The organism is Melittangium boletus DSM 14713, from assembly GCF_002305855.1.
GTDB lineage: Bacteria > Myxococcota > Myxococcia > Myxococcales > Myxococcaceae > Cystobacter > Cystobacter boletus.
Genome location: NZ_CP022163.1, coordinates 1,893,330 through 1,919,018 on the forward strand (window position 1 = coordinate 1,893,330; position 25,689 = coordinate 1,919,018).

General features: G+C 68.6%; 17 protein-coding genes. 8 read left to right on the top strand and 9 right to left on the bottom strand.

Annotated features, from left to right (window positions below):
- Nucleotides 1-9: 9 nt before the first annotated feature.
- On the bottom strand, nt 10-1,077 hold the full coding sequence (locus MEBOL_RS07975; RefSeq protein WP_095976851.1) for a pectin acetylesterase-family hydrolase: 1,068 nt from the start codon (nt 1,075-1,077) through the stop codon (nt 10-12).
- A gap of 176 nt (nt 1,078-1,253) precedes the next feature.
- Between MEBOL_RS07975 and MEBOL_RS07980 the strand changes: the two genes are divergently transcribed.
- Nucleotides 1,254-3,095, top strand: coding sequence for a bifunctional metallophosphatase/5'-nucleotidase (locus MEBOL_RS07980; RefSeq protein WP_095976852.1), 1,842 nt, complete (start codon nt 1,254-1,256; stop codon nt 3,093-3,095).
- Between the two features lie 9 nt (nt 3,096-3,104).
- Here MEBOL_RS07980 and MEBOL_RS07985 read toward each other — a convergent pair whose 3' ends face one another.
- Nucleotides 3,105-5,846 carry a sensor histidine kinase gene (locus tag MEBOL_RS07985; RefSeq protein WP_095976853.1) on the bottom strand — a complete coding sequence of 914 codons (2,742 nt, stop codon included), beginning with the start codon at nt 5,844-5,846 and terminating at the stop codon, nt 3,105-3,107.
- Nucleotides 5,847-5,999: 153 nt separating this feature from the next.
- Between MEBOL_RS07985 and deoD the strand changes: the two genes are divergently transcribed.
- Nucleotides 6,000-6,716 carry a purine-nucleoside phosphorylase gene (deoD, locus tag MEBOL_RS07990; RefSeq protein ID WP_095976854.1) on the top strand — a complete coding sequence of 239 codons (717 nt, stop codon included), beginning with the start codon at nt 6,000-6,002 and terminating at the stop codon, nt 6,714-6,716.
- Here the strand turns inward: deoD and MEBOL_RS42630 are convergent.
- A complete protein-coding gene (locus MEBOL_RS42630; RefSeq protein WP_157774812.1) occupies nt 6,710-8,254 on the bottom strand; it encodes a sugar transferase in 1,545 nt (514 codons plus the stop codon). The two genes, deoD and MEBOL_RS42630, sit on opposite strands and share 7 nt — an antisense overlap.
- 517 nt (nt 8,255-8,771) lie before the next feature.
- Between MEBOL_RS42630 and MEBOL_RS08000 the strand changes: the two genes are divergently transcribed.
- Nucleotides 8,772-10,061, top strand: coding sequence for an O-acetylhomoserine aminocarboxypropyltransferase/cysteine synthase family protein (locus MEBOL_RS08000; protein WP_095976856.1), 1,290 nt, complete (start codon nt 8,772-8,774; stop codon nt 10,059-10,061).
- Between the two features lie 28 nt (nt 10,062-10,089).
- On the top strand, nt 10,090-12,453 hold the full coding sequence (locus MEBOL_RS08005) for an alpha/beta fold hydrolase (protein WP_095976857.1): 2,364 nt from the start codon (nt 10,090-10,092) through the stop codon (nt 12,451-12,453).
- A gap of 3 nt (nt 12,454-12,456) precedes the next feature.
- Here MEBOL_RS08005 and MEBOL_RS08010 read toward each other — a convergent pair whose 3' ends face one another.
- The 4 genes from MEBOL_RS08010 to MEBOL_RS08025 all read right to left on the bottom strand — a co-directional run bounded on the left by MEBOL_RS08010 (nt 12,457) and on the right by MEBOL_RS08025 (nt 17,371).
- The gene (locus MEBOL_RS08010) at nt 12,457-13,530 is read right to left on the bottom strand and encodes a potassium channel family protein (protein ID WP_095976858.1); all 1,074 of its coding nucleotides are present in this window, start codon (nt 13,528-13,530) and stop codon (nt 12,457-12,459) included.
- A gap of 70 nt (nt 13,531-13,600) precedes the next feature.
- Nucleotides 13,601-14,809, bottom strand: coding sequence for a twin-arginine translocase subunit TatC (gene tatC, locus MEBOL_RS08015; protein ID WP_095982649.1), 1,209 nt, complete (start codon nt 14,807-14,809; stop codon nt 13,601-13,603).
- A 36-nt stretch (nt 14,810-14,845) separates the two neighbouring features.
- A complete protein-coding gene (tatB, locus tag MEBOL_RS42105) occupies nt 14,846-15,229 on the bottom strand; it encodes a Sec-independent protein translocase protein TatB (RefSeq protein WP_179956397.1) in 384 nt (127 codons plus the stop codon).
- 120 nt (nt 15,230-15,349) lie between these two features.
- Nucleotides 15,350-17,371 carry a methyl-accepting chemotaxis protein gene (locus MEBOL_RS08025; RefSeq protein WP_095982650.1) on the bottom strand — a complete coding sequence of 674 codons (2,022 nt, stop codon included), beginning with the start codon at nt 17,369-17,371 and terminating at the stop codon, nt 15,350-15,352.
- A 204-nt stretch (nt 17,372-17,575) separates the two neighbouring features.
- Between MEBOL_RS08025 and MEBOL_RS08030 the strand changes: the two genes are divergently transcribed.
- The 4 genes from MEBOL_RS08030 (at nt 17,576) to MEBOL_RS08045 (ending at nt 22,124) form a co-directional block, all read left to right on the top strand.
- A complete protein-coding gene (locus tag MEBOL_RS08030; RefSeq protein WP_095976859.1) occupies nt 17,576-18,610 on the top strand; it encodes a histone deacetylase family protein in 1,035 nt (344 codons plus the stop codon).
- Nucleotides 18,611-18,637: 27 nt separating this feature from the next.
- Nucleotides 18,638-19,180: a hypothetical protein gene (locus tag MEBOL_RS08035; protein WP_095976860.1), complete on the top strand. Its 543-nt coding sequence runs from the start codon at nt 18,638-18,640 to the stop codon at nt 19,178-19,180.
- Nucleotides 19,181-19,198: 18 nt separating this feature from the next.
- Entirely contained in the window at nt 19,199-19,876 is a 678-nt protein-coding gene (locus MEBOL_RS08040; protein ID WP_095976861.1) for a glutathione S-transferase family protein, read from the top strand.
- A 1,483-nt stretch (nt 19,877-21,359) separates the two neighbouring features.
- Complete coding sequence (locus MEBOL_RS08045; RefSeq protein WP_095976862.1) at nt 21,360-22,124, top strand: SDR family NAD(P)-dependent oxidoreductase; 765 nt, start codon at nt 21,360-21,362, stop codon at nt 22,122-22,124.
- Here MEBOL_RS08045 and MEBOL_RS08050 read toward each other — a convergent pair.
- A complete protein-coding gene (locus MEBOL_RS08050) occupies nt 22,121-24,694 on the bottom strand; it encodes a penicillin-binding protein 1A (RefSeq protein WP_095976863.1) in 2,574 nt (857 codons plus the stop codon). The two genes, MEBOL_RS08045 and MEBOL_RS08050, sit on opposite strands and share 4 nt — an antisense overlap.
- Nucleotides 24,691-25,656, bottom strand: a complete 966-nt coding sequence (locus MEBOL_RS08055; RefSeq protein ID WP_095976864.1) for an RluA family pseudouridine synthase — start codon at nt 25,654-25,656, stop codon at nt 24,691-24,693. The genes MEBOL_RS08050 and MEBOL_RS08055 overlap by 4 nt, the downstream gene beginning before the upstream one ends.
- Nucleotides 25,657-25,689: the final 33 nt, after the last annotated feature.

The following is a 25,689-nucleotide window of genomic DNA, read 5'->3' on the forward strand; positions in this document are numbered from 1 at the left end:
GTCCCGTGCCTAGGGCCGCACCGACGTCCAGGCGTCGTCGCTCGCGGTGTGCATCCGCTGGAGCCAATCCAGGAGCGTCATGCCCCCGGAGTTCTGCCCAGCGGGCCGGGACAGCAGGGTATGGCCCTCGCCCGAGGTGATGAAGGAGCGCGTATTCGGCAGCGGCGCGAGCACCGTGGTGTCGAGGTCACGCAGCGCGGTCTCGAACGCGTCCGGAGTCAGCTCGAAGTAGCCGCGGATGGTCTTGTCCCGCAGCGAGGACAGGAGCGCCATCCGGTCATTCGGGTACTTGCGCGCGAGCGCCGGGTAGAGCGCCGAGAAGTCATCCTTCACCGCGGGGTCGATGCTGTCGATCACGGCATCGTAGTTCCAGGCCTTGGCCCAGGCGGTGCGGAGCGCCGGCGCCAGGGCGTCGTTGTTGAACAGCGGACCGGCGTCGTCCACGAGGAAGACCTTGGCGTGGGGGAAGGTCGAACGCACGAGCGTGTAGTTGAGCGCCGCGCCGAAACCGCCCGCGCTCGACCCCGTGACGAGCACCTGCTCGGGCTCGGGCACCGTGGCGGCGATGCGCGCGAGGAACGCCTCGGTGTTCGCCCGGCCCCGGTGGCGGATCGTCTTGGTCGTGGAGCCCGTCGTGTAGACCTGGTCCGCGTCACCGATGTGCAGATCTCCCGTGCAGTACGGGAGGAAGAAGAGGTTCCAGTCCTTGTACGGGTTGTTCGCGAGCCCCCGGTCCAGGATGGAGCCTTTCAAGGTGTTGTCCTTGAAGGCGTTGAAGAGCGTCTCCGTGAACGGGCCATGCAACGAGCGGTTGGACACCAGGCACGTGGTGGCATCCCAGCACGCCCCACCACCGCTGAAGTAGATCACCAGGTTCTTGCCGCCGCCCTCCGCGAGGTTGCTGCCCAACCCCGTGGGCGTGCCCTCGTCGCAAGTGGACTCGGGGACGGGGACCCAACCCCAGTTCCCGGGCGTCGTGGCCACGGGAGGCGCGTTGTCCCCACAGCCCACCCCCAACGCCGTCACCAGGGCGGCGAACACCGCCCACGCACTCCGTGTCTCGACTCGGCCACGCATCTTCACGTCCTCGGGAAATGATTGGGGCGCGAGGATAGGCAAGAGACGAGGCGCGCTCCATCACGATGGTGGGAGCGGGCGGGCGCTCGGCCGGATACCGCGAAACGTCAGTCGCCGGTTGTAGGGTGCCCGCGCCCGAGCAGGGTGCTCCGGGCTTCACCCCGAGGACTTCCCGCATGAAACCCCGTTTCGCCAGAAGCGCCCGCCGCGCGTCCCTCCTCCGCGCCTTCTGTTGTGTGCTTCTTCCCCTCTCGGCCTGTGACGACACCGAGACCGAGCCCCCTTCCCCTCCCCCGCCGGCCCCCACACGCACGCTGCGGCTGCTCCAGACGAGCGATCTGCACACCCACATCCAGCCCTGGGATTACTTCACCGGCAAGGCGGACGCCCAGCGGGGCCTGGCCAAGGTGGCCACGCTCGTGAAGCAGGCGCGCGAGGAGCACCCGGAGTGCAACCTGCTGCTCGACACGGGAGACACCCTGCAGGGCAACCCCATGGGCACCTACTACGCCCTGGTGGACAACGCGCCCAAGCACCCCATGGCGGTGGCCATGAACGCCCTGCGCTATGACGCCATGGCGCTGGGCAACCACGAGTTCAACTACGGCCTCGACGTGCTCGGCAAGTTCAAGGGGGAGCTGGACTTCCCCGTGCTCGGCGCCAACGTGCGCCGTTCGGCCGACGGCAGTGAGGCCTTCACCCCCTATCTGCTCAAGGACGTGTGCGGGGTGAAGGTCGGCATCCTCGGCCTGGTGACACCGGGCGTGACGACCTGGGAGCGCCCGGAGAACATCACCGGCCTGCACTTCGACGATCCGCTGGAGACGGCGCGCGCGTACGTGCCGAAGATGCGGCAGGCGGGCGCGGACGTGGTGGTGGTGGCCATCCACAGCGGCCCGGACAAGCAGCCCACCGGCAACGCGAACGAGCCGGCGAGCTGGCTCGAGGACTACGCGGACCCGACGAAGTGGGTGGACCGGGCCAACCTGCCCGGCGAGAACGAGGCCGTGCAGATCGCCCAGCAGGTCGAGGGCATCGACGTGCTGCTCACCGGCCACACCCATCAGCCCATCCCCAAGATGCTGCTCAAGAACGCCCAGGGGCAAGACGTGCTGCTCATCCAGCCCAACCGCTGGGGCAGCCACCTGGGGCAGGTGGACCTGAGCCTCGTGCAAACCGACGGCCGCTGGCGGGTCGACGGCAAGGACTCGCTCTTGCGCAAGGTGGATGACAGCGTGGAGGTGGACGCACAGGTGGACGCACTCACCCGGAGCTACCACGAGGCCACGCTCACCTACGTGAACGCCCGCATCGGCACCACGAGCAAGGCCTTCCCCGGCGGCTTCGCGGCGCGCTTCGTGGACAGCGCGCTGGGAGACCTCATCAATACCGTGCAGGAAGAGGCCGCCGCGGAGAACGGCTTCCCGGTGGATTTCTCGCTCGGGGCCCTCTTCACCAATGACGGCCAGCTGCCCGCGGGAGCCATCACCCTGCGCGATGCCTACAGCATCTACATCTACGACAACACGCTGTACGTGATGGAGATCGACGGCTCCATCCTGCGCCGGGCCCTGGAGCACAACGCGAGGTACTTCGCCCCCTGGAACCCGAGCGCCCCCCCGGATGCCTCCAAGCCGGAGACGGCCAAGGTGAGCACCGTGGCCGACTACAACTGGGATTTGTACTCGCGCATCGAGTACGGCTACGACCTCACCCAGCCCGTGGGTTCGCGCCTCACCCACCTGCGCTTCAAGGGCAAGGACGTGACCGACACGGACATGTTCACCGTCGCCGTCAACAACTACCGGGGCGGAGGCGGAGGCGGCTACTCCATGTTCAAGGAGGGCAGGATCCTGTGGACCTCGGCCGATGGCGTGCGCGAGTACATCGCCCGCTACGTGGAAGCCCACCCCAATCTCGACCCGGACAGCGTGAACACGTGCAACTTCGTGCTCTCGCCGGACGTGTACACCCACTTCTACGGGAACACGCTCGGCCCGGCGAAGTGCTCGCCGTAGGCACTCCGCTCACGCCGGAGGGGGACGGCCGGTGCGGGGGAGACGGACCGTGAACGTGGTCCCCTCCCCCTCCCGGGAGCGCACCTCGATGGAGCCTCCATGGGCCTCCACGATGCGCCGGGTGATGAAGAGCCCGAGCCCCACGCTGCCCGAGCCCCCTCCCGCGCGCCTGCCCCGGCGAAAGGGCTCGAACAGCGAGGGCAGCTCCTCCTCCGGGATGGGTACGCCCTCGTTGTGGATGGACAGCCGGACCTCGCCATCCACCCCCCGCGAATCCACTCGCACCGGGCTCGCCGGGGGGCTGTGCTGCACGGCGTTGCCCACCAGGTTGGTGATGACCTGGGCGATGCGATCCGCGTCCCACGCTCCCTGGGCCTCCCCCTCGGCCTGGAAGATGATGCGCCGCTCGGGGTGCGCGAGCTGCACCTCCTCCACCACGTGCCGGGCCAGCTCGTGGAAGTCCAGCGGCTTGGGCTCCACGGAAATGTCGCCCACGCGCGCCTGGGTGGAGTCGAGCAGATCCCGGATCATCCGCAGGGCCCGGTCCGCCGCCGAGGCGATGCGGCGCACGCTCTTCTCCTGCCAGACCTCGAGCCCCGGGCTTTTCTTGAGGAGGGCCGCGGCGGACATGGAGATGGCGGAGATGGGGTTGCGCAGATCGTGGGACACCACGGCCACCAGATCCTCGCGGATGCGCACCGCGTCCCTCGCCCGCTGGAAGAGCTCCGCGTTCTCGATGGCCAGCGCGGTGCGGTCGGCGATCTCCCGGAAGAGGATGAGGTCATCCTCGCTATAGAGCGGGGGGGTGAACCGGTAGAGCATCAGCAAGCCCAGGCTCCGCCCCGGAGCGCGGATGGGCAGGACGGCGAGACAGCTGGGCCGCAGCCGCCGCAGGTACTCCTGGTAGTCGGCGGGCAGCGGCTGGAGGAGCCGCTCCACGCTCTCCTCGGTGAGGGGAGACAGGAGCACGGGCGTTCCCGAACTCAGCACCTGGGCCGAAAGGCCCTCGTTCACGGGCCGAGGCTGGGCCCGCAGAAGCTCCCGGGTGCGCGCCTCCACGTCCGGATCCCGGGCGTACACCGCGCGCACCTCCAACGATTGCCCGTCCTCGGAGACCAGCCGCAAGGTGCACACGTCCCCCACCCGCTCCGCCAATTGACGGCACGTGGTGTCCAGGATGGACTCCAGGGACAGCCGGGACTCGGCCAGGGCACGCGACAGGCCGGCGAGCGCCACCAGGCGCGTGCGATCCGCCTCCACTTCCCGCAGCAGCCGCTCGCGCTCGGCCTCGGCCTCCTGCTGCTGGGTGACGTCATGGATGATGAGGACGGCGCCCGCCGGAGCGCCATCCTGCTGACGCAGGGGCGAGGCCGTCCCCTCCAACGTGCGCGTCAGGCCATCGGGCGAGCGCACCTTCCAGCGCGCGTTGACGATGGTCTCGCCTCGCACCGCGCGGAAGAGCGGCGTCTGCTCCTCGGTCAGGGGCTCTCCGTCCAGGGAGAGCAACCCGTAGGCACGCCCCCACTCGGGCGAGGCCAGCTCGCGCGCGGGCACACCATGGTAGCGCTCGGCGGCGGGGTTGAAGACGCGCAGCACGCCCCGCGCGTCCGCCATGAGGATGCCCTCCCCGCTCTGCTCGATGATGAGCCGCAAGAGCGTGCGTTGCGCCTCCGCGTCCTGACGCGCCTCGGTCTCCCGCGCGAGCAGCCGCGCCCGCTCGTCCGAGGACTCCTGGAGTGAACGGGCCATGTCCGCGAAGGTGCTGGCGAACGTCTGGAGTTCCCGGGGGCCCTCGAGCGCCACCGCGACGTCGAAGTCACCGGCGCGCAGGGCACTCGCCGTCCGGGTGAGGGCCAACACCGGGCGGGACAGGTGGCGCGCGAAGAGGAAGGAGAGCCCCACGGTGAGCAGCACCAGCGCGGCGGACGCCTGGGCCACCCGGCGGCCCAGGCCGCGTGCCGGGGCGAAGGCCTCCTCCTGGGCGATGTGGGCCATGATGCATCCCCCCCCGATCTCCTCCACGTAACGGAAGGCATGGATGACACCGACTCCGCGGTAGTCCGGCGCCAGCACTTCCGAGTCCTTCCCCGACAGACACTCGAGCATCGGCCGCGCGTCGATGGGGTGGCTCTCCCCGGAATGTCCGGGGTACTTCGGCTGGGTGATGAAGAAGCCCTGGGCGTCGGCCAGGAAGGTCTCTCCGGATTCACCCAGTCCGTAGCGATCCCGGAAGAGGAGGTCGAGGGTGCCGGCGTTGAAGCGCATCCCCAACAGCGCGTCTCCCCAGGGCACGACGAGCTCATAGGCGCGCTGGGTCTTGGCCTGTCCGGGCTCGAAGCGAACCCACTGGCCCAGTGGAAGCGGCCGCAATTCCGCCTCGGTGGAGGCCGGCGCTCCCACGCGCACCAGGCCCACCTCGGGAACCACCAGGCGGGCCGTCGCCGCGCCCTCGGTGACCGTGAAGTCACTCAGCGCGCGCTCGAAGCACCCCCGCCGCTCGCGCTCCGGCATCCCCGAGCACTGCCTGTCCACGACCGTCAGGAAGCCCGTGGCACGCTCGCGCTGGCGGAAGAGCCGGTTGAGCAGGGTCTGCTCGCGCGCCTTGGCGGAGATCTTCACCGCCCGGATGGCGTCCTGGATCAGCACCTCGCTCGCGGAGCGATAGGACAACCAGCCCAGCACCGCCGTCGACACCACGACGGGCGTCACCATCAGCAGGAGGAAGAGCGAGCGGAAGGAAAGGGAACGCATGATCCTCGGCCAGGGGGAACAGCCGCACCGGGGCCTCGCGTCGGCGCCTCCTGGGCATAGCGCAGGCGGACCCGGGAATGCTGGCCTATCGGGGGGCAGTGTCCCCCTCGGAACTTCCTCGTCCGAACAGTGGAGGGGCTATGCTGCCGGGCCATGCCTACTCCTCATATCTCCGCCGCGCGGGGAGACTTCGCCGACGTGGTGATCATGCCCGGCGATCCGCTGCGCGCCCGCCACATCTCCCAGCGGTTCCTCCAGGACGCGCGCGAGGTCACCTCCGTGCGCAACATGCTCGGCTACACGGGCACCCACAAGGGCCGCCCAGTGTCCGTCATGGGACACGGCATGGGCATCCCCTCGCTCTCCATCTACGCCACGGAGCTCATCCGCGAGTATGGCGTGCGCGTCATCATCCGCGTGGGCAGCTGCGGCGCCATCCGTCCGGACGTGAAGGTGCGCGACATCATCGTGGCCACGGCCGCGGGCACCGACTCCCAGGTCAACCGCCTGCGCCTGGGCGGCCACGACTTCCCCGCCGTGGCGGACTTCGCCCTGGCGCGCCAGGCGGTGGAGGCCGCCGAGAAGCGCCAGCGCCCCGTGCGCGTGGGCTCCGTCTTCACCTCGGATCTCTTCTACTCACCGCCCGGAGAGAAGGAGAAGAACGAGGTGTACGCCCGCATGGGCATGCTCGCCGTGGAGATGGAGGTGGCGGGCCTCTACGGGGTCACGGCCGAGTTCGGCGCGCGCTCGCTCGCGTTGTTGACCGTGTCCGACCACCTCATCACCCACGAAGCCCTGAGCGCCTCGGAGCGCCAGACCACGTTCGACGAGATGATCGAACTGGCGCTGGACGTGGCGGCCGCTCAGTAGGCGCCGGTGCGCCGCACCACCGCTGGCAACGTCTTGACGAGGATCTCCAGGTCCAGCCAGAGCGACCAGCGGTGGATGTACTCGCAGTCGAGCCGCACCACCTCCTCGAAGTCGGTGATGGAGCTGCGGCCGCTGACCTGCCACAGGCCGGTGATGCCCGGACGGGCGCCCAGCCGGCCGAAGTGGTGGTCGCGGTAGGTGGCCAGGTCCGACTCGAAGAAGGGCCGGGGCCCCACCACGGACATGTCCCCGCGCAGCACGTTGAAGAGCTGGGGCAGCTCGTCCAGGCTCCACTTGCGCAGGAAGGCCCCCACGCGGGTGACGCGCGGATCATTGGGAATCTTGAACAGGCGCGCGTCCCCGCTCGTGTTGAGGTGCGCGAGCTTGGCCTTCTCCGCGTCCGCGCCCACGCGCATGGTGCGGAACTTCATCATGCGGAAGGTCCGGCCCCCGCGCCCCACCCGCTCCTGGGCGAAGAAGACGGGCCCGCGCGAGTCGAGCTTGATGGCCACCGCGATGAGCGCGAGCAGCGGGGAGATGAACAACAGTCCGAGCCCCGCGCCCAGAAGGTCCACCGCCCGCTTCACCCACAACTGCTGCGCGCGCAGGGACGGCAGCGTCAGCTCCATGAAGGACTGGGAGCGGTAGGAAATGGGCGAGGGGCGCACCCAGCCGAGCCGGTCATAGCGGGACACGGCCAGCAGCCGCACGCCGGCGGAGTCCACCGCCTCCAGCATCAGCTTGAGCTGCGCGTCGTCCACGGTGCCGCAGAGCACCACCGTGTCCACGGCGTTGTGCTGCAGCACGTTCCACAGGTCGTCCACGGTGCCCAGCACGCCCGGACGCGCGTCCGGCCCGTCGGTGTTCAGGGAGATCCACCCCATCATGTCCAGCACGCCGAAGTGCGCCAGCCGCTCGTGAACCCGGCGGCAATCGAGCGCGTCCGGATCTCCCACCAGCACCACGCGCTCGGCGGGAGAGTGGAAGAGCGGAATGCGGATGAGCCGGGCGATGAGCCGATCGAGCGCCCCACGCGCCAGCAGCATCGTGGTGCCCAGGCCCACCACCGCCGTGAGGTAGTGCACCACCACCGGAGCGAGGCCGCGCAGCCACAGGTCGCGCCAGAGCACGAGCCCCACCGCGAGCAACACGCCGCTGAGGATCTTCCGGGTCGAGCGCCACGCGTCTCCCGAGTGGTACGCCCCCGCCACGGTGAGGCCCACCACGAGCGCGGCCCCCATCTGCCATCCGCCCGCGGAGCCCAGGGGAGGCACGGCCCAGCGCGTGGCCGCGTCGAACGGCTCCAAGCGGTGGCTGGTCTGCATCGCGTTCACGGCGGCACGTGCCAGGATGAAGGCCGCCACATCCGCGGCCAGCAGCAGCACCACGCGCGCCGTGGCGCGGATCGCGTGCATGAGCAGCGTGCGGGAGGCCCGGCGCTGCAGGATGACCCGGGGGGGCACCAGCCAGAGGGACTTGACCGCGGCGAAACGGCCCGACGCGGTCAACTTGCCAAGAGGAGGAACGGGGGTGCTCACCCACGCATCTTGTCCCTGGCTTCCCTCTTAGTCCACGGGGTCTGTTTTGGACGCTCGCCGCTCCTGATGGATTGAAAACTTCCGCTCCCGCGCGGAGGCCCGCAACCGACGGCAATGGCCCCCATCCGCCCGCGTGGGTGTCCAATGTGAAGCGCGGCGGCAAGATTTCGTCGCCCGCCCGGACTGGGAGCGAAGTTGTCACGTGCCAGCCTCTGCTCCCCAACTTGTCAAGCCAGCACTCGGCTGCCCGCCTGTCCACGGTTCATAATTGTCCGTTTCAGCGGACATCTTGACAACATGGCGGAGGGGGTTCATGGTGTCACCCGCAATGACCTCCGTGACCCTGGCCTGTCGAATGTTGATGCCGAGTGGTGGGCGCCCGCCCGCCACCGGTTGACCGCATTCGTCAACCCGTGGCGCGACAGCGGAGCCCACCATCCCCACGAGGGGTCGGTGGGCTCGGTCGTTTCAGGGCTGCCGGTGTCCTCGTGGCGATTTCCCCACCCGAGGAGCACCCATGAGCACCCAACCGACGAAGCCGCAGCATTTCGAGACCCTGTCCCTGCACGCGGGCTACGAGCCCGAGCCCACCACGGGCTCGCGCGCCGTGCCCATCTACCAGACGACGAGCTACCGCTTCCGCAACGCCCAGCACGCCGCGGACCTGTTCGCGCTCAAGGAGCCGGGCAACATCTACACCCGCCTCACCAACCCCACCACGGACGTCTTCGAGAAGCGCATCGCGGCGCTCGAGGGCGGCGTGGGCGCGCTGGCGGTGGCGTCGGGCCAGGCCGCGGAAACGCTCGCGCTGCTCAACATCCTCAAGGCCGGTGACGAGTTCGTCTCGGGCACGAGCCTCTACGGCGGCACGTACAACCTCTTCAAGGTGACGCTGCCGAGGCTGGGCATCCAGGCGCGCTTCGTGGACGCGAACAACCCGGACGCGGTGCGCGCGGCCATCGGGCCCAAGACGAAGGCGCTCTACATCGAGGCCGTGGGCAACCCGCGCCTGGACATCCCGGACTTCGAGGCGTTGGGCGCCGTCGCGCGCGACGCGGGCATCCCCCTCATCGTGGACAACACGGCCCTGTCCCCAGCCCTCTTCAATCCGCTGCGCCACGGGGCGAACATCGTGGTGCACAGCGCGACGAAGTACATCGGCGGCCATGGCACCTCCCTGGGCGGCGTCATCGTGGATGGGGGCACATTCCCCTGGAACAATGGCCGCTTCCCCGAGTTCACCGATCCCAACCCCGGCTACCACGGCCTGCGCCTGCACGACGCGCTCGGCGCGGCGGCGTACATCGCCAAGGCGCGGCTGGAGGGACTGAGGGATCTCGGCCCCTCGATCAGCCCCTTCAACGCCCACGCCTTCATCCTCGGCCTGGAGACGCTGAAGCTGCGCGTGGAGCGCCACTCGCAGAACGCGCTGGCCGTGGCCCGGTGGCTGCGCCAGCACCCCAAGGTGGAGTGGGTGCGCTACCCGGGCCTGGAGGAGGACCCCGCCTTCCCGCTCGCCAAGAAGTACCTGCGCAACGGCTCCGGTGGCCTGGTGGCGTTCGGAGTGAAGGGCGGCGTGGACGCGGGACGCCGGCTCATCGACGGCGTGAAGCTCTGGAGCCTGCTCGCCAACATCGGGGACACGCGCTCGCTCATCATCCACCCGGCGAGCACCACGCATCAGCAGCTCACGCCCGAGGAGCGGTTGAGCACGGGCGTGACGGACGGACTCGTGCGGCTGTCCGTGGGCCTGGAGCACATCGACGACATCGTGGCGGACCTGGAGCAGGCGCTGTCGGCGGCCTGAGCTGACCTCTCGACCCAGGAGCGCTCCCATGTCCGCCCCCCGTGTCTTCGATATTCCCCTGCCCGACCTGCCCCTCGAGGCGGGCGCCCAGGTCCAGTCCCATGTGGCGAGGGGCTGGTGGTGGGGGCCCGAGGGAGATCTCCCCTGGCTCCAATCGCGCGCCCTCCTCCTCTCCGAGGAGAGCGTGCACGCCCAGGCTCCGCGCGTCGTGCGCCGGACCCGGGACGAATCGCGGGAGTTCGCCTCCCCCCGGGACGCCCTGCCGCCCGAGGACTCCGTTCCCACCGTGCTGCTCATCCACGCCCTCACCGGTGACATGCGCGCCGGCGGGCCGGGGGGCTGGTGGGAGCCCGTCATCGGACCGGGCCGTGCGCTCGACCCCGGAAGCGCGCGGCTGCTGTGTTTCAACAACCTGGGCTCGTGTTACGGCAGCTCCGGCCCGGCGGACGAGGGCTTTCCCCGGCGCGTGGAGGATCGGCGCTTCGGACCGCCCGCCCCCCTGCCCAAGGGGGACTTGCGGATCGACGAGGCGCCACTGCCCGCGACCCTCACCCCGTGGGACCAGGCCCGCGCCATCCTCCAGGCCCTGGATGCGCTGGGCATCGAGCGCGTCTCGCTCGTCACGGGAGGCTCCGTGGGGGGGATGATCGTCCTGTGCCTCGCGGTGCTCGCCCCCGAGCGTTTCGAGCGCATCGCTCCCATCGCGACCACGCAAGCGTCGAGCGCGTGGCTCATCGGATGGAACCACGTGGCGCGGCAGGCGGTGTTGCTCGACCCGGATTATCCCGAGGCACCCGCGCGAGGCTTGGAGCTGGCGCGGCAACTCGCCACCCTCACGTACCGCGCGGAGGCCGGGCTGGAGGCGCGTCACGGCCGGCCTCCCGATTGGTCCTCCCGCGCGCTCTACCCCCTCCAGAGCTACCTGGAGTACCAGGGCGCGAAGCTGCGCGCGCGCTTCGATGCGCGCGCCTACCTGGCCCTGCTGGGGGCCATGGATCACCACGACCTGGAGCGCGCTCCCACGCGGGGAGTCCAGGACGGATGGGGCGTCGCGCGCATCCGGGCCAGCGCCTTGTGCGTGGGCATCGCGGAGGATCAGCTCTTCTACCCCGAGCACATGAAGCGCCTGGCCGAGCGCCTGCGCGCGGACGGACGGCACGCGGAGTACGCCGAGCTCTCCAGCCCCCACGGGCACGATGGTTTCCTCATCGAGTGGACGCAGCTCGACGCGCTGTTGCGGCGCGCGCTCGCCCTGCCCCCAGGCCCCGAGGCGGCGAAGCCCCGGCTCGAAACCGGAGAGGCGGCCCCGGAGGTGAACCTGCTGCTGCTCGGGCGGGGCACCGTCGGCGGACACCTGCTGGAGCAACTGCGGGAGCAGGCGCCCAGGCTCGCCCGGGAGCGGGGGCCGACCCTGCGGGTGGCCGGCATCGCCGACACCCGGCACCTGCTGTTCGATCCAGCGGGAGTCCCCCTGGAGCGGTGGCGCGAACGGCTCGACGAGACCCACCGCGAGGACGCGGGGACAGGACCCCTGCTGGGCACGTTGGAGCGGCTGCGCCGACTCCCCAATCCCGTGCTCGTGGACTGCACCGCGGCCGACGGCATGGGCCCGCTCTACGCGGAGGCCTTCCAGCGAGGCATCCACGTCGTCACCGCGAACAAGAAGCCCCTGACGCTGCCCTGGGAGGAGCGGCAGCGGCTGCTCGGCATGGCGCGCGCCCACCGGAGGGCCTGGCACTACGAGACCACCGTGGGCGCGAGCCTGCCCGTGCTCCGCACGCTCGCGGACCTGGTGCGCACGGGAGACCGGGTGCGCCGCATCGAGGGCTGTCTGTCCGGCACGCTGGGCTTCCTGTGCGAACAGCTCACCGAGGGAGTCCCCCTGTCGCGGGCCGTGCGGCTCGCCCGGGAGCGCGGCTACACCGAGCCCCATCCACGCGAGGACTTGTTGGGCCTGGACGTGGCGCGCAAGGCGCTCATCCTCGCCCGGGAGCTGGGGCTGGAGGTGTCCCAGGAGGACGTCGAGGTGGAGTCCTTCGTGCCCCGGGAGCTGCTCGAGGAGGAGGACGTGGAGCGTTTCCTGCGCTCGCTGGAGTCCCTGGATGGGACCTTCGCCTCGCGGCTCGCGGGCGTGCGCGCCGAGCACCGGGTGCTGCGCTATCTGGCGCGCATCGAGCCGCCCCGGGAACGGGGACAGCGCGCGGTGCTGCGGGTGGGTCCCCTCGCCGTGCCCCGGGAACATCCAGCGGCGCGCCTGCGCGGCACGGAGGCGTTCGTGGCCTTCACCACCGAGCGTCACGCGGAGTGGCCCCTGCTCGTGCAGGGGACGGGCGCGGGCGGTGCCGTCACCGCCGCGGGCGTGCTCGCCGACATCCTGGAGGTCACGCGGTAGGACTCAGGTCAGGCCCTCGGTGCGCGTGGCGAAGACGGGTGCCTCCGCCTCCTGGGTGAAGGCCCGGAGCTTGCGGTAGTCCCCGTACTCGGCCTGGACGGTCAGCGCGTCACCCGCCTCGATGCGGGTCTCTCCGGAGGGATGCAGCCGCTCGGCCCGCTCCCCCCGGCGGCGCATGGACAGCGTCAGCCCACCGAAGCGGTCGCGCACCTCGGAGATGCTCATGCCTGGCAGACCCTGGCGCGCCTCGAAGACGGACACCACCATCAGGTGGGTGCCGATCCGGAACGAGTGGACGATGCGCGGATCCAACGCCGCCAGCGCCATGGCGGGCGCCGCCAGCGACGAGCTGCTCAGGGCCTCGGCCTTGAAGGTGTCACGCACCTTGGCCACCAGGTCGTCATCGAAGAGCCGGATGACCACGCGGATGTCCGGGTTCATCTTGCGCGCGTCCAGGGCGATGTTGAGGTTGGCCAGGTCATCGTCCGTGGCACAGACGATGGCGGCCGCCTTCATCACATTGGTGCGCGGCAGGCACTGGTGGCTGCGGATGTCGTCGATGAGCAACGGCACCTGCTCGTCGCGCAGCACCGCCACGAACGCCGCCTCCTCGCGCTTCTCCACCACCACCACGTCCTTGCCCAACGCCCGGAGCTGGGACACCACGCGGTAGCCCACGCGTCCCGCCCCACACACCACCACGTGTCCGGTCAACGTCTCGGCGATCACCTCGAACCACTCCTTGTCCTGCCGGTGCCTCGCGAAGAAGAGGTAGGCGAAGCGCACCACGCCATCCACCAGCACCGCGATGCCCACGGGGGGAATGACCATGTCGACGAACATCAACAGGCTGTCATCCACGTCCAGGTACGGCTGCCCGTAGAGCAGGAAGTAGACGTGGCGCAGCGCCTTGCCCAGGGACACCCGGTTGCCCTCCGGCGTCACGTGCCGCCACTGGTAGAGCAGCGGCATGAGCCCGAAGAGCAGCACCGCCATGAGCATGGTGGGGCGGAAGCGCTTGAGCAGCGCCCGGAGGTAGCGCAGGTTCATCACCAGGCGGCGACGCGCGTTCAGCATCGGCCCCTGCCTACCATGCCCTCCGAGGCCTCGGCCACCGGATGCCGAGGCGGCCACCCACGCGGCCGGCTCAGACGCCCGTGGGGGTGATGCCGACGTTCGGGTCCTGCTTGCGGTTGCGCTCGATGATCCACACCGCCAGCACGCCCATCTCGTAGCAGAGCAGCATGGGCCCGGCCATGAGCGACAGGTTCACCACGTCCCCCGTGGGCGTGAGGACGGCCGCGGCGATGAGGCACACCACGAACGCGTGCCGCTGGTACTTCATCAGGAAGCTGGCCTTCACGATGCCCACGAGCCCCAGCAGCGCCATCACCAGCGGCAGCTCGAAGATGATGCCGAAGGACAGGATGAGCAGCAGCACCAGCGACAGCTGCTCGTCCATGGTGAGCATGGGCCGCGTCCAGGCCTGCGCCACGTAGCGCGCCTTGCCCAGCGCCAGCTCCTTCTCCAGCCGCCACAGGCCCGCCAGCTCCTCGGCGCGCGTGGGCGCCGCTCCGGCCAGCAGACTCGCCGCCTCGTCCATGGCCCGCGCCGAGACGCCGAAGTCCTCCTTCGCGAACGCCTCCACCGCCTCCGCGCGCTTCTCCACCGACTGCCGCAGCGCCAGACGCGCGGGCGGCGAGGAGAAGCCCACCGCCGCCGCGTCGATCAACAGGCCCAGCCCCGACAGCCGCGCCTCCAGCTCCACCTTCTCCGAGGGCGCCCGCGAGGCCTCCGGCACTTGTCCCTCACCGGACTCCTTCAAGCCCGTGCTCGCCTCCAGGGCCAGCTTTCCCGCGCGCTCGGCCTCGCCAATGCGCAGGAAGCGCAGCGCGTCATCCGCCCGCAGCCGCCCCACCTCCAGCCGCTGCGCCGTGGCCGTGCTCTCCTCCTCGTTGAGGAGGAACTGGAACATGGAGGGCAACACCGCGAAGTAGCAGAACAGCGCGCCGAGCAGGAACGCCAGCGAGCCCAGGAACACGAAGGGCGAGGCGTAGCGGCGCTCCTCCGGATAGAGCCCGGGCGACACGAAGCCCCAGAGCTGCCAGAGGATGACGGGCGTCGTGAGGAAGATGCCGCAGTAGACGCCCACCTTCATCAGGACGTTGATCTCCTCGATGCCCGACGTGTAGACGAGCGCGCGCCCGTCCGGCGGAAGCGCATCGAGCACCGGCCGCATGAGCACGCCGAAGATGGGCCGGGCGAACACCAGCGCCACGACCCCGAGCACCAACACCGCGCCCATGCACTTGAGAAGGCGGGAACGGAGCTCCGACAGGTGCTCCATCAGACTCATGCGAAAGTCGTTGTCCACGGGTGCGAATCTCGAGGGCTAGCCGCTCTTGGAGGGATCATTCGCCACCGGGAGCTCCCCCGAGGCGACGACGGCGGGCGTTTCGGAAGCGGGGGCTTCCACGGGCACGGCGGGCACGGCGGGCGCGGCGGACAGGGAGGGCACCGGCTGGGGCGGGGGGAGCGAGGACAACGCCGTGGACGGAAAACCCATGGGGACCGGGGGACGCGGCTCGTCCTGGAACTCCTGGTCCATCTTGTAGAACTCGCGCTCCACCGTCATGCGCACATCGTCCGTCTGCCGGCGGAACTCCCGCACGAACTTGCCGATGGCGCGCGCGAACTCGGGCAGCCGCTGCGGACCGAGCACGATCAACGCCGCCACCATGATGAAGATGAGTTCGCCTGCGCCGATGTTGAACATGAAGGAGAACTCCCGAAGAGGCGGCCAGGGTTATCGCGCCCCGAGCGGCGAGGTGCAACCCGATTGGTCCGGGGCATGTCCGCCTGCCTACCCTTCCGGGCGGGGCGGATTGCCCCAGGCTCACACCTTGAAGCGGCGGCTCTCCGCGCGCAGGACCTCGGACTGACGCTGCAAGCTGTCGATGGCCTCTTCCAGGGCCTTCACCGAGCGGGTCTGGTGATCGGACACCCCCTGGATGGCCTCCACCGCCTTGAGCACCTGCTCGCTGCCCTTGGTCTGCTCCTTCTGGGCGCGATTGAGGTGGGTGACCATCTCGTTGATGTTCTCGATGGAGCGGGTGATCTGCTTGCTGCCGTGCGCCTGCTCCTGGCTGCTTCTCTGCACGTGGGCGGTGATGGCCTTCATCCGCTCGGCGCTGTTCATGATCTGCTCGCCGCCCTTGGCCTGCTCGTTGGAGGCCTTGGAGATCATGAGCACCGTCTCGGAGATGCGCTGGATGGCCTGGGTCACCTGCCGGCTGCCGCGCGCCTGCTCCACCGTGGCGCGGGCGATGGCCTTCACCATCTGCGTGGACTTCTGCGCGCTGTCGTTGATCTTGCGCAGGGTGCCCTCGGCCTCGCGGCCCAGTTGCACGCCCTCCTCCACGTTGCGCACGCCCTGGTTCATCACCTGCACGGCGTTGCGGCTCTCCTCCTGCACGCCGCTGATGAGGTCGGCGATCTCCTTGGTGGACTTGCCGGTGCGGTCGGCCAGGTCCTTGATTTCATCCGCCACCACGGCGAAGCCCTTGCCGTGCTCGCCCGACTGCGCGGCGATGATGGCCGCGTTGAGCGCGAGCAGGTTGGTCTGCTCGGCCACGTCGTCGATGACGTTGAGGATGTTGCCGATCTCCGAGATGCGCTTGCCCAGGCTGTCGATGACGCCCGCGGCCGCGCGGCTGTTCTCCTTGATGCGGTCCATGCCCTGCATCGTCTTGCGCAGGGCCTCCACGCCCGTCTTGGCGTCCTCGGACACCTGCTCGGACAGGCGCGCCGTCTCGTTGGCGTTGGCCTCCACCTGCCCGATGGCGCTGTCCATCTGGCCAATGGACGTGCTGGTCTCCTCGGTGGAGTCGCGCAGCTCGTCGATGTTCTTGGCCACTTCCTTGATCGAGAACGTCATCTCCTCGATGGCGCTCGTGGTCTCCTCCACGCTGCCCGCCATGGCCTGGACGTTCTCGGCCACCTCGTCATTGGTGGCCGCCATCTCCATGATGGAGGAGCTGCTCTCCTCGGCGCTCTGGTAGAGCACCTCCACGTTCTCCGCGATGCCGCGCAAGGAGGCGAGCATCTCCTCCATGGACGAGGACGTCTCCGTCACCCGGCCCTGGATGGTGGCCGCGCCCGAGGACACCGTCGTGCCCGCGCGCGACAATTGCTCGATGACATTGGAGACCACCTCGGACACGCCCCGCACCTGGCCGAGCGTCTTGCGCAGGGACTGGCCGATGCCATCGAGCGCCTCGGCGAGCGCGCCCAGCTCCCCTCCGGTGTCCAGCGCCACGCGGCTGGTGAGGTCTCCCTCGGCCATCTTGCGCGCCACCGCCATCATGCGCTCCAACGGCTGGAGGATGCGCCGGTGCGTGACGTAGGAGACGAGCGCCACCACCAGCACCAGTCCGATGCCGAACACGGCCAGCAGCAGCACCCGCAGCTCGCCGAGCATGGAGCGCAGCGTCTCGAAGCTCACCACCACGACGAGGTGACACTGCGGCACGTTGCTGTTGCAGACGCCCATGGGCAGCAAACCCGAGAAGAGCCAATCCCCGTTGGGCAGTTCGAAGGAGCTCTCCCCCGCCGCCTGGATGACCCGGCTCTTCCACTCGGAGGATTTCGCGGACCAGGTGTTGTTCTCGCTCTCCAGCAGGATGCCGTCCTTGGAGACGATGGCGGCATACGCGAAGTCCTTGTCGGCATCGATCAGTCCCGCCATGAGGCGCATGGCCCGCATGTCGTTGTTCTGGACCTTGCCCTGCTCCTGCTCCTGGTCCCACCAGGAGAGGATGTTCGTGACTTCCTGGATCTTGGCGTGGCCATGCTCCTTGAGACGGTTCTCGAGATACGAGGAGAGCCGCCAGGACATGGCCACGTACAGCACGGCCATGATGGCCACCAGGGCCGCGGTGAAGGAGAGGAAGAGCGTGAGGCGGAGGCCGGACTTTTTTACGCGTCGGAGCAAAGCCGGAGGACTGTAGGAAGGTTGGCCCTCGAAGGGCAAGAAACCGGCGGTCCCTCCCCACCTTGTCCGCATGGCGGGCAGGCACCTGGACTTTGACCGCGCCATACTACAGAAGTGGGAGCCCGCGCGATGACCCAGACGCTGCTGCTGACCGACCCCCTCTTCCTCCAGCACGACCCCGGCCCTCAGCATCCCGAGTGCCCCGCGCGCTTGAAGCGCATCCTGGAGCTCCTGGAGCGACACCCCATCCCCGGCACCGAGCGGCGCGTCCCCCGTCCAGCCACCGAGGAGGAGCTCGCCGCCGTGCATACCCCCCGGCTGCGCGCCTACCTGAAAAGTCTCCAAGGACGCAGCGTGGAGATCGACGAGGACACGGTGACGTCGCCGGCCAGCTACGACGCGGCGCTGCTGGCGGCGGGGGGCTCCATCCAGGCGGTGGAGGAAGTGCTGGCGGGCCGGGCGCGCAACGCCTTCGCGATGGGACGGCCTCCGGGGCACCACGCCGAGCCGGATCAAGCCATGGGCTTCTGCCTGTTCAACAACGCGGCCATCGCCGCGGAGGCCGCGCGCCGCCAGGGGGCCCAGCGCGTGCTCATCTTCGACTGGGACGTGCACCACGGCAACGGCACCCAGAGCGCCTTCTGGAAGCGCCCGGACGTGCTCTACATGTCGGCGCACCAGTTCCCCTACTACCCGCACTCGGGCGCGCCCGACGAGATAGGCGAGGGCGAGGGCACGGGCTACACCGTCAACTGTGGCATTCCCGGTGGCGGCACGGACGCGGACTACGCCGCGCTCTGCGAGCAGCTGTTCCTGCCGGTGGCCCGAGACTACCGGCCGGACCTGGTGATCATCTCCGCGGGGTTCGATGCCCACCGGGAGGATCCCATTGGCGGCATGGTGCTCACCGAACGCGGTTTCGCCGCCATGTGCACGGCCTTCAAGGATCTGGCCCAGGACGTGTGCGGCGGCCGCCTGGTGATGCTGCTCGAGGGAGGCTATTCGCTCGAGGGGCTGTCGCGCTCGGCGTACGCCTGCATCGAGGTCCTGGCGGAGCGCACGCGGGAGCGCTTTCCCACGACGGGCGCGTCGCGGGACACGGCGGCGGCGCTGCGCATCAGCCGCACGGCACTCGCGCCCCACTGGCCCGTGCTGGGCCGGTGAAACCTTCATCCAGGAGTGGAGTGAGACGTGGATCGTGAAGCCGTGGAGAAGTTGCAGCGCGCGGGATTGAAGCTGGACCAGCCCGAGCTGCTGCGGGTGCCCATCCAGCGCGACGAGCAGCAACAGGTCGTCCCCGTGGGCGAGCAGGTGCCGGTCATGGGCAACGAGGGCCTGGTGCTGGTGCCACTCCGGCCCATCTCCCAACTGTGGACGGGCACCCGGGCGCCCCCGGACCTGAGCCGGACGCCCCCTCCGGAGTACCTGCCCTTCCTGCTGCTCCTGGAGTCGACGGCCGCCAACTACTGCGCGGCCCTCGGCAAGGCCGAGACGGATGACACGTTCGAGCGGCTCTACCGGCAGGTGCGCCGCAGGCCGGACGGCAGGGACGCGCACCCACTCGTCTCCTACCTCCAGGGGGCCGCGCGCCTGTACATGTCCCTGCGCGACGTGAGCCAGGCCGAGTTCGAGGCGGTGCTCAACCGGTTGAGCCAGTCATCCAAGTGGCATTCCACGCACGTGGGCAGTACCAACTACCACCGGGATGTACTCCGGGGACTTTTCGGAGCCTGACTCGAGGAGGAAGCCGCGATGATCGATCTGTACACGTGGGCCACGCCCAATGGTTACAAGGTGTCCGTCACGCTGGAGGAGCTGGGACTGCCCTATACGGTGCACCCCATCGACATCAGCACGGGCATCCAGAAGCAGCCGGAGTTCCTGAAGATCAACCCCAACGGGCGCATCCCCGCCATCGTGGACCGGGAGGAAGGCGACTTCCCCATCTTCGAGTCGGGCGCCATCATGCTCTACCTCGCGGAGAAGGCGGGGAAGCTGCTTCCCTCGGACAAGAAGGGCCGCTCGCGGGTGGTGCAGTGGCTGATGTTCCAGATGGGCGGCGTGGGACCCATGCAGGGCCAGGCCAACGTCTTCTTCCGCTACTTCCCGGAGAAGATCCAGCCGGCCATCGACCGCTACCAGAACGAGACGCGGCGGCTGTACACCGTGCTCGACACGCAGTTGGGGCGCGGCGAGTACCTGGCGGGGGACTACAGCATCGCGGACATCGCCAACTGGGCCTGGGTGCGCTCGCACGCGTGGGCGGGCGTGTCGCTGGAGGGGCTGCCCAACCTCCAGCACTGGCTCGGGTTGATCGAGCAGCGGCCCGCGGCGCAGAAGGGCCTCACCGTGCCGCACGCCTCCAAGCTGGACCCGACCGCGGCGAACACCCAGTTCGTCCAGTCGGCCCAGGCCATGCTGCAGCGCTAAAAGCCGATTCCGGTAGGGCTCATTGTTTACTGGCTGTTCCTGCATCTGCGGCTCAGGCTTCGTCTCGAAGCGCATCGTGACCACCTGGGCCGCGTGCACCCGCCATCGTCGCTGCCCCACCACTCGAATCGATGAACGATGCGCGCCCTGGCATTCGCGCCATCCTGGGTCAGCAGTGAATTTGACCACCACACCGACATCCGCTGCTCCCGTCCACAAATCAACTGAGGGCTACTGCTCGGCCCCGATGAGCCGCCGCGCATTGGGATTCGCACAGCCCGCGCGCACGTAGCGCCGCACCATCTTGAATACCACGCCCATCTCACGAGCAATCCTCAGAAGCCCCAGCCAGCCTCCGTCAGCGCGCGGATACGCCGCACCACTTCATAATCCACCATCAGAACGTCCGCCGCGCGGGGTGCCACAACCAAGCCTGTTTTCGGTTACGTGGTTCTCTCTTTGTTTATGTAATCAACGAACCTCTGCGGATGAGTTCATGACGGAAGCTCGCCAACCACCGCTGATGAATCATACGAAGCGCGGGAGAGCCACCGAACAAGGGCAGACTGAACAGCCCTAAACCGCATACCGCCTAGCACGACCACTACCTATCAAGAGCAATCGAGCCACCGAGTGTTCTAAACTGATCGCCATTGGAGCAGGGTCAAGGTGCTCCAACTGACACCAGGGCCAAAGCCAAAGTTCACAAGTTTTCTCTTGCACGCGCAGCCTGCCCAATCCCGCCCAAGGCGTCTTGAGCGCAGACAGAACAACCGTCAAATTGACTTTCGCACCACCCGCCAACCAAGGAGATAAGCCATGCTGAATAATCTGAAGTCCCTTTTCTCCCCAAACGAGAAACCGAAGACAACTCAAGCTTTTCCTTTGGAGACAATCCCATCCATTGGCGAACAAATGCTGGATACGGTAGTTGGTGGGTTTGGCAACCGGCTTGAAGAGATGCCTAGTGACGGCGGTGGTTGTTGCCACTGTTGCTGCCACTGCCACCACTGAACGCCGCAACTCCCTGCCCAGGCACATCGCAGAACCACGTGTCTTGCAATTCGCGTGGGCTTTCACACTCCAACCTCACGCAAGGCTCTGGACAAAGGGCAGGGGAGTCTTCCCTGGCGTTCACGGTGAACACCTGCAAGAAGCTGTCATTCTTGATAGGAACCACTGGTATCCAGATCACAACATACCTGGGTGGGCAGAAGCCTCTTGCTACAGTGGGGATGCCAAGCAGCGCATGACCCAATCCGCCGCTTCTGCTAACACCTCTTATGGAGCCTGCTACAGAATGACGTGTCGCTAGCCAATTTGGCGATAAGAGCGCCTAACAAAAATCCGCTTTGAGGGGCTTCTCCCTCGGGAAAAAGGGCCCAGCCCTTATTTTTGTTAGGCGCTCTCAGCGCTTATAAATCCCTCCCCCGCCCGCCGCGTTCCGTGGCAGGAAGCCGCACGCGGACGAGGGAGGAAGCACATGGCGGAGACGAACTATCGGACGGCGTTGGTCACGGGAGCCTCGAGCGGCATCGGCCGGGGGCTCGCGCTCTGGTACGCCCGGAAAGGCGTCAAGGTGTACGCGGCGGCCCGGCGCCGGGAGAACCTGGAAGCGCTCGCCCAGGAGGCCCGCGCGTCCGGCTCCCACATCGAGCCCGTGGAGCTGGACATCGCCGACGCGGACGCCACCATCGCCCGGATCCGCGAACTGGATGACGCCTGTGGCGGCCTGGAGCTCATCATCGCCAACGCGGGCTACGGGCGGGAGTCCTCCGCCAAGCGCATCGATTGGGCGACGGTGAAGCAGACGATCGACGTCAACGTGTCCGGGACGGCCGCCACGCTGAGCGCGGTGCTGCCGCGCATGGTGGAGCGCAAGAAGGGCCACGTGGTGGGCGTGGCGAGCCTCGCCGCCATCCGGGGCATGCCGCGCAGCGGCGCCTACTCCGCCTCCAAGGCCTTCCTCTCCATCTTCATGGAGAGCCTGCGCGTGGACCTGCGAGGCACGGGAGTGGGGGTGACCTGCCTCTACCCGGGCTTCGTGAAGAGCGAGATGACGGCGCAGAACAAGTACACCATGCCCTTCCTCCTGGAGACGGAGGACGCGGTGGAGCTCATGGCCCGGGCCATCCAGCGCGGGGAGGCCGAGTACGCCTTCCCCTGGCAGATGGCGGGCGTTGGGAGCGTGCTCAAGTACCTGCCCAACGCCGTCTATGACCGGCTCGTGCGCCGCAAGGCGCGCTAAGGCACGCCCATCATGAATTCCTGGGCGCCCACGGCCCCCTTCTCCGGGGCCACGTCCTCGGGCTGGGTGCCCTTCTTGAACCAGATGTTCGCCACCTCCTTGGTGCCCGAGGAGGCGATCTTCCCCGTCTTCTTGTCGATGCGCAGCAGGCGCAGGTTCTCGCGCAGCCACTCGGGGGGCCAGAACTCGGACTGGGGACGCGCCGCGAGCGCCGGCTTCATGTAGTTGAGCCAGATGGGCAGGGAGGCGCGGCCACCCGTCTCGTAGCGGCCCAGCGGGTGCTCGTTCTTGTCGTAGCCCACCCACGTCACCGTCACCAGGTCGCGCGTGAAGCCGGCGAACCACGTGTCGAACGAGTCGTTCGTGGTGCCCGTCTTGCCCGCCGCGGGCTTGCCCAGCCGCTGCGCCGGTCCACCCGTGCCCTCCTGCACCACGCCCCGCAGCATGGAGGTGAGGATGAAGCCCGTCTCGGGGCTCATCACCTGCTCGCCTGGCTCGAACAGCCGCGCGTAGCCCGCCGCCACCCGGTCCTGCAAGGGCGCCCACGCGTCGTCGTACGCCGTGTGGTCCTCGAGCGTGCGCCCGAAGCGATCCTCCACCTTGCGCACGAAGTAGGTGGGCTTCTTGCGGCCGTAGCGGTTGAAGGTCGCGTACACGCCCGCCAGGTCGTACGGGTACACGCACGAGGAGCCGAGCGCCGCGGAGAAGTCCATGTTCATGGGCGTGGTGAGGCCCAGGCGCGTGGACCACTCGGCCATCTTGTGCACGCCCACCGCGCCGAACGTCTTCACCGCGGGGATGTTCATCGAGTTGACCAGCGCGGTGCGCAACAGCACGTCCCCGAGGAACTCGTCGCTGTAGTTGTCCGGCTTCCAGCTCACGCCGCTCTCGGGGTCATGCTCCACGATGGGCGAGTCCACGATGATCGTGGCCCCCGTCCACCCGAGTTGCTCGAGCGCCGCCGAGTACACGAGCGGCTTGAAGGAGCTGCCCGGCTGACGGCACGCCTGGAAGGCGCGGTTGAACTCGTTGGCGTCGAAGTCGTAGCCGCCCACCATGGCCGTGAGGTACTGGCGGTGCGGATCGATGGACACGAGCGCGCTCTGCAGCTCCGGCTCCTGCTCCAGGCGGAAGAGCGGCACGCCCTCGGGCAGCTCCTTGTCCATCTTGCGATCGAACTGGACGTTGTCGTCCGTGAGCTCCTTCTTCACCACGTGGCGCAGCACGAGCACGTCGCCCACGGCGAGCGTCTTCTTGACGGAGGTGAGCATCAGCCCCGGGTAGTAGCCCTCGGGATTGACCTTGCGCGCCCAGCGCATGCCCAGCAGCGGCAGGAGGCCCTTGTGCGGCCCCACCTGCACGTCCGCGCCCGAGCCGTCCGCCGCCAGGGCCGTGACCAGGCCCACGTAGAGCTTGTTCTCCTGCAGCTTCTCCCCGCCCAGGGCCTTGGTGGCCTTCTCCAGGAAGGCACGGCGCTCGGCCTCGGTGGCCAGCTGCTGCACCGGACCGCGGAAGCCCTGGCGCTTGTCGATGGACAGGAGCCCCTCGAGCACCGACTCCTGGGCGGCGCGCTGGCGCTCGCTGTCCATGGTGGCGAAGATCTTCAGGCCATCGTTGAGCAGGGCCTTGTTGGTGTAGCGGTCCACCATGTTGCGGCGCACCTGCTCGGTGAAGTACGGCGCGAACTCGTGGAAGACGTCCTCCACGGGGTAGACCCGCACCGGCTCGGCGTCGGCCTGGGCGCGCTCGGCCTCGGTGATCATCCCCTCGGTGAGCATGCGCCGCAGCACGTAGGAGCGGCGCTTGCGGGCCGCCTCCGGACGCAGGAAGGGCGAGTAGCGGCTGGGCGCCTGGGGCAGACCGGCGATGAGCGTCATCTCCCCGAGCGTCAGGTCGCGCACGTCCTTGCGGTAGTAGTTCTCCGCCGCGCTCTGCACGCCGTAGCTGTGGTGCCCGAGGAAGACGTTGTTCAGGTAGAGGTAGAGGATCTCCTCCTTGGTGAGCGCCTCCTCCAGGCGCCGGGCGAGGATGGCCTCGCGGATCTTGCGCGTGAGGTTCTTGGCCGTGGCGGACGCGTAGCCCTCGGCGGAGATGAGCACCGCCTTGGCCGTCTGCTGCGTCAGGGTGGAGCCACCCTGCATGCTGCCCCCCAGGCCCAGCTTCTTGGCGATCGTCTTCGAGGCGGCGCGCGCCGTGCCGAGCACGTCCACGCCCATGTGGTCGAAGAAGCTCGAGTCCTCGCTGGCGATGAAGGCCTGCACGAGGCGCTTGGGGATGTGCTCGTAGGGCACCACCTTGCGCCGGTGGTGGTAGAACTCGCCGGCGAGCACCGCGTCATCCGTGTAGACCTCGGTGACGATGGGCGGCCAGTACTGGTCCACCCGGGGGATGTCCGGCAGCCCCTCGGAGAAATGGTAGTACAGGCCGAGCCCCGCCACCGCCGCCGCCGTGGCGCCCGTGAGCGTGGCCCACGCGGCGAACTTGAGCAGGCGCACGAGAATGCCGCGCTTGGGGGGGACGCCGTCGAGCACCAGCTTCGACTGGGAGTTCTTGGGGGGTTTCGTACTCATGAGGGTTCCAGCGCGGCGCGCTTCAACACGTCCTTCAACTCCGGAGGCAGGTCCGCCTCCACCTCCACCTTGCCCTTGTGGGCCGGGTGGGGGAACTCGATGCTCGCGGCGTGCAGGAACAAGCGCTTGAGACCCCAGCGCGCCCGCACGTCCCGATTGAAAGCGAAGTCACCGTACTTCTTGTCTCCCGCCACGGGATGTCCAATGGCCACCAGGTGCCTTCTTATCTGATGGGTCCGCCCGGTTTCGATGACGCAGGAGAGGAGGGCTGCCTCGCTTGACTGCCGGATGACCTTCCAGCGGGTGACGGCGTCCTGCATGTTCACCCCCCGACGGGCCTTGGACTCGGCCGTCTGCTGGTGCTCGGCGAGCGGTAGATTGATGACCCCGGAGTCGCGCGGCATCTTTCCCTTCACCAGGGTGAGGTAGCGCTTCTTGGGGTGGTGGTTCGTGAACAGGTCCGTGAAGTGGACCATCGCCGGGCGGCGCTTGGCCACCAGGATGACGCCGCTGGTCTCCCGGTCCAGCCGGTGGGCGGGACTGGCGGTGAAGTCGTTGCGGACCGCCTTGGGCCCCAGGTGGGCGCGCACATAGTCCACCAGGGTCCCCCCGGTGATGCCGCTGCCGGTGTGCACGGCCATGCCGCTGGGCTTGTCCACCGCCATCATCCAGTCGTCCTCCAGGAGGATGACCAGGTCGGAGGGGTCTACTTCGGGGGGTGGGGCGGGTTTGCGCTCCTCGGCGGCGGCGGGGGCGAGCAGCTGCTCCTGCGTCCCCCGGATGGAAATGGTGTCCCCGGCCGCCAGCGGCTGCTCGGGCTGGGCACGTTTGCCGTTCACCCTCACCTTCTTCACGCGGATCATCTTGAAGAGGTGGGAAGTGGGCACGTTCGCGAGCTTCTTGCGGAGGAACTTGTCCAACCGCATGCCCGCGCTGTCTTCCTCGATTCGGAACTCGATCATTTGACTGGCGCCCGGACCACACCACACCGATAA

What these genes read in the sequence shown, in the direction of transcription:
- MEBOL_RS08030 (WP_095976859.1), top strand. Translation starts at nt 17,576, where the DNA reads ATGACCCAGACGCTGCTGCTGACCGACCCCCTCTTCCTCCAGCACGAC.
- tatB (WP_179956397.1), bottom strand. Translation starts at nt 15,229, where the DNA reads ATGTTCAACATCGGCGCAGGCGAACTCATCTTCATCATGGTGGCGGCG.
- deoD (WP_095976854.1), top strand. Translation starts at nt 6,000, where the DNA reads ATGCCTACTCCTCATATCTCCGCCGCGCGGGGAGACTTCGCCGACGTG.
- MEBOL_RS08000 (WP_095976856.1), top strand. Translation starts at nt 8,772, where the DNA reads ATGAGCACCCAACCGACGAAGCCGCAGCATTTCGAGACCCTGTCCCTG.
- MEBOL_RS08045 (WP_095976862.1), top strand. Translation starts at nt 21,360, where the DNA reads ATGGCGGAGACGAACTATCGGACGGCGTTGGTCACGGGAGCCTCGAGC.
- MEBOL_RS08055 (WP_095976864.1), bottom strand. Translation starts at nt 25,656, where the DNA reads ATGATCGAGTTCCGAATCGAGGAAGACAGCGCGGGCATGCGGTTGGAC.
- MEBOL_RS08050 (WP_095976863.1), bottom strand. Translation starts at nt 24,694, where the DNA reads ATGAGTACGAAACCCCCCAAGAACTCCCAGTCGAAGCTGGTGCTCGAC.
- MEBOL_RS08025 (WP_095982650.1), bottom strand. Translation starts at nt 17,371, where the DNA reads ATGGCCGTGCTGTACGTGGCCATGTCCTGGCGGCTCTCCTCGTATCTC.
- MEBOL_RS07980 (WP_095976852.1), top strand. Translation starts at nt 1,254, where the DNA reads ATGAAACCCCGTTTCGCCAGAAGCGCCCGCCGCGCGTCCCTCCTCCGC.
- MEBOL_RS08005 (WP_095976857.1), top strand. Translation starts at nt 10,090, where the DNA reads ATGTCCGCCCCCCGTGTCTTCGATATTCCCCTGCCCGACCTGCCCCTC.
- MEBOL_RS07975 (WP_095976851.1), bottom strand. Translation starts at nt 1,077, where the DNA reads ATGCGTGGCCGAGTCGAGACACGGAGTGCGTGGGCGGTGTTCGCCGCC.
- tatC (WP_095982649.1), bottom strand. Translation starts at nt 14,809, where the DNA reads ATGAGTCTGATGGAGCACCTGTCGGAGCTCCGTTCCCGCCTTCTCAAG.
- MEBOL_RS08010 (WP_095976858.1), bottom strand. Translation starts at nt 13,530, where the DNA reads ATGCTGAACGCGCGTCGCCGCCTGGTGATGAACCTGCGCTACCTCCGG.
- MEBOL_RS08040 (WP_095976861.1), top strand. Translation starts at nt 19,199, where the DNA reads ATGATCGATCTGTACACGTGGGCCACGCCCAATGGTTACAAGGTGTCC.
- MEBOL_RS07985 (WP_095976853.1), bottom strand. Translation starts at nt 5,846, where the DNA reads ATGCGTTCCCTTTCCTTCCGCTCGCTCTTCCTCCTGCTGATGGTGACG.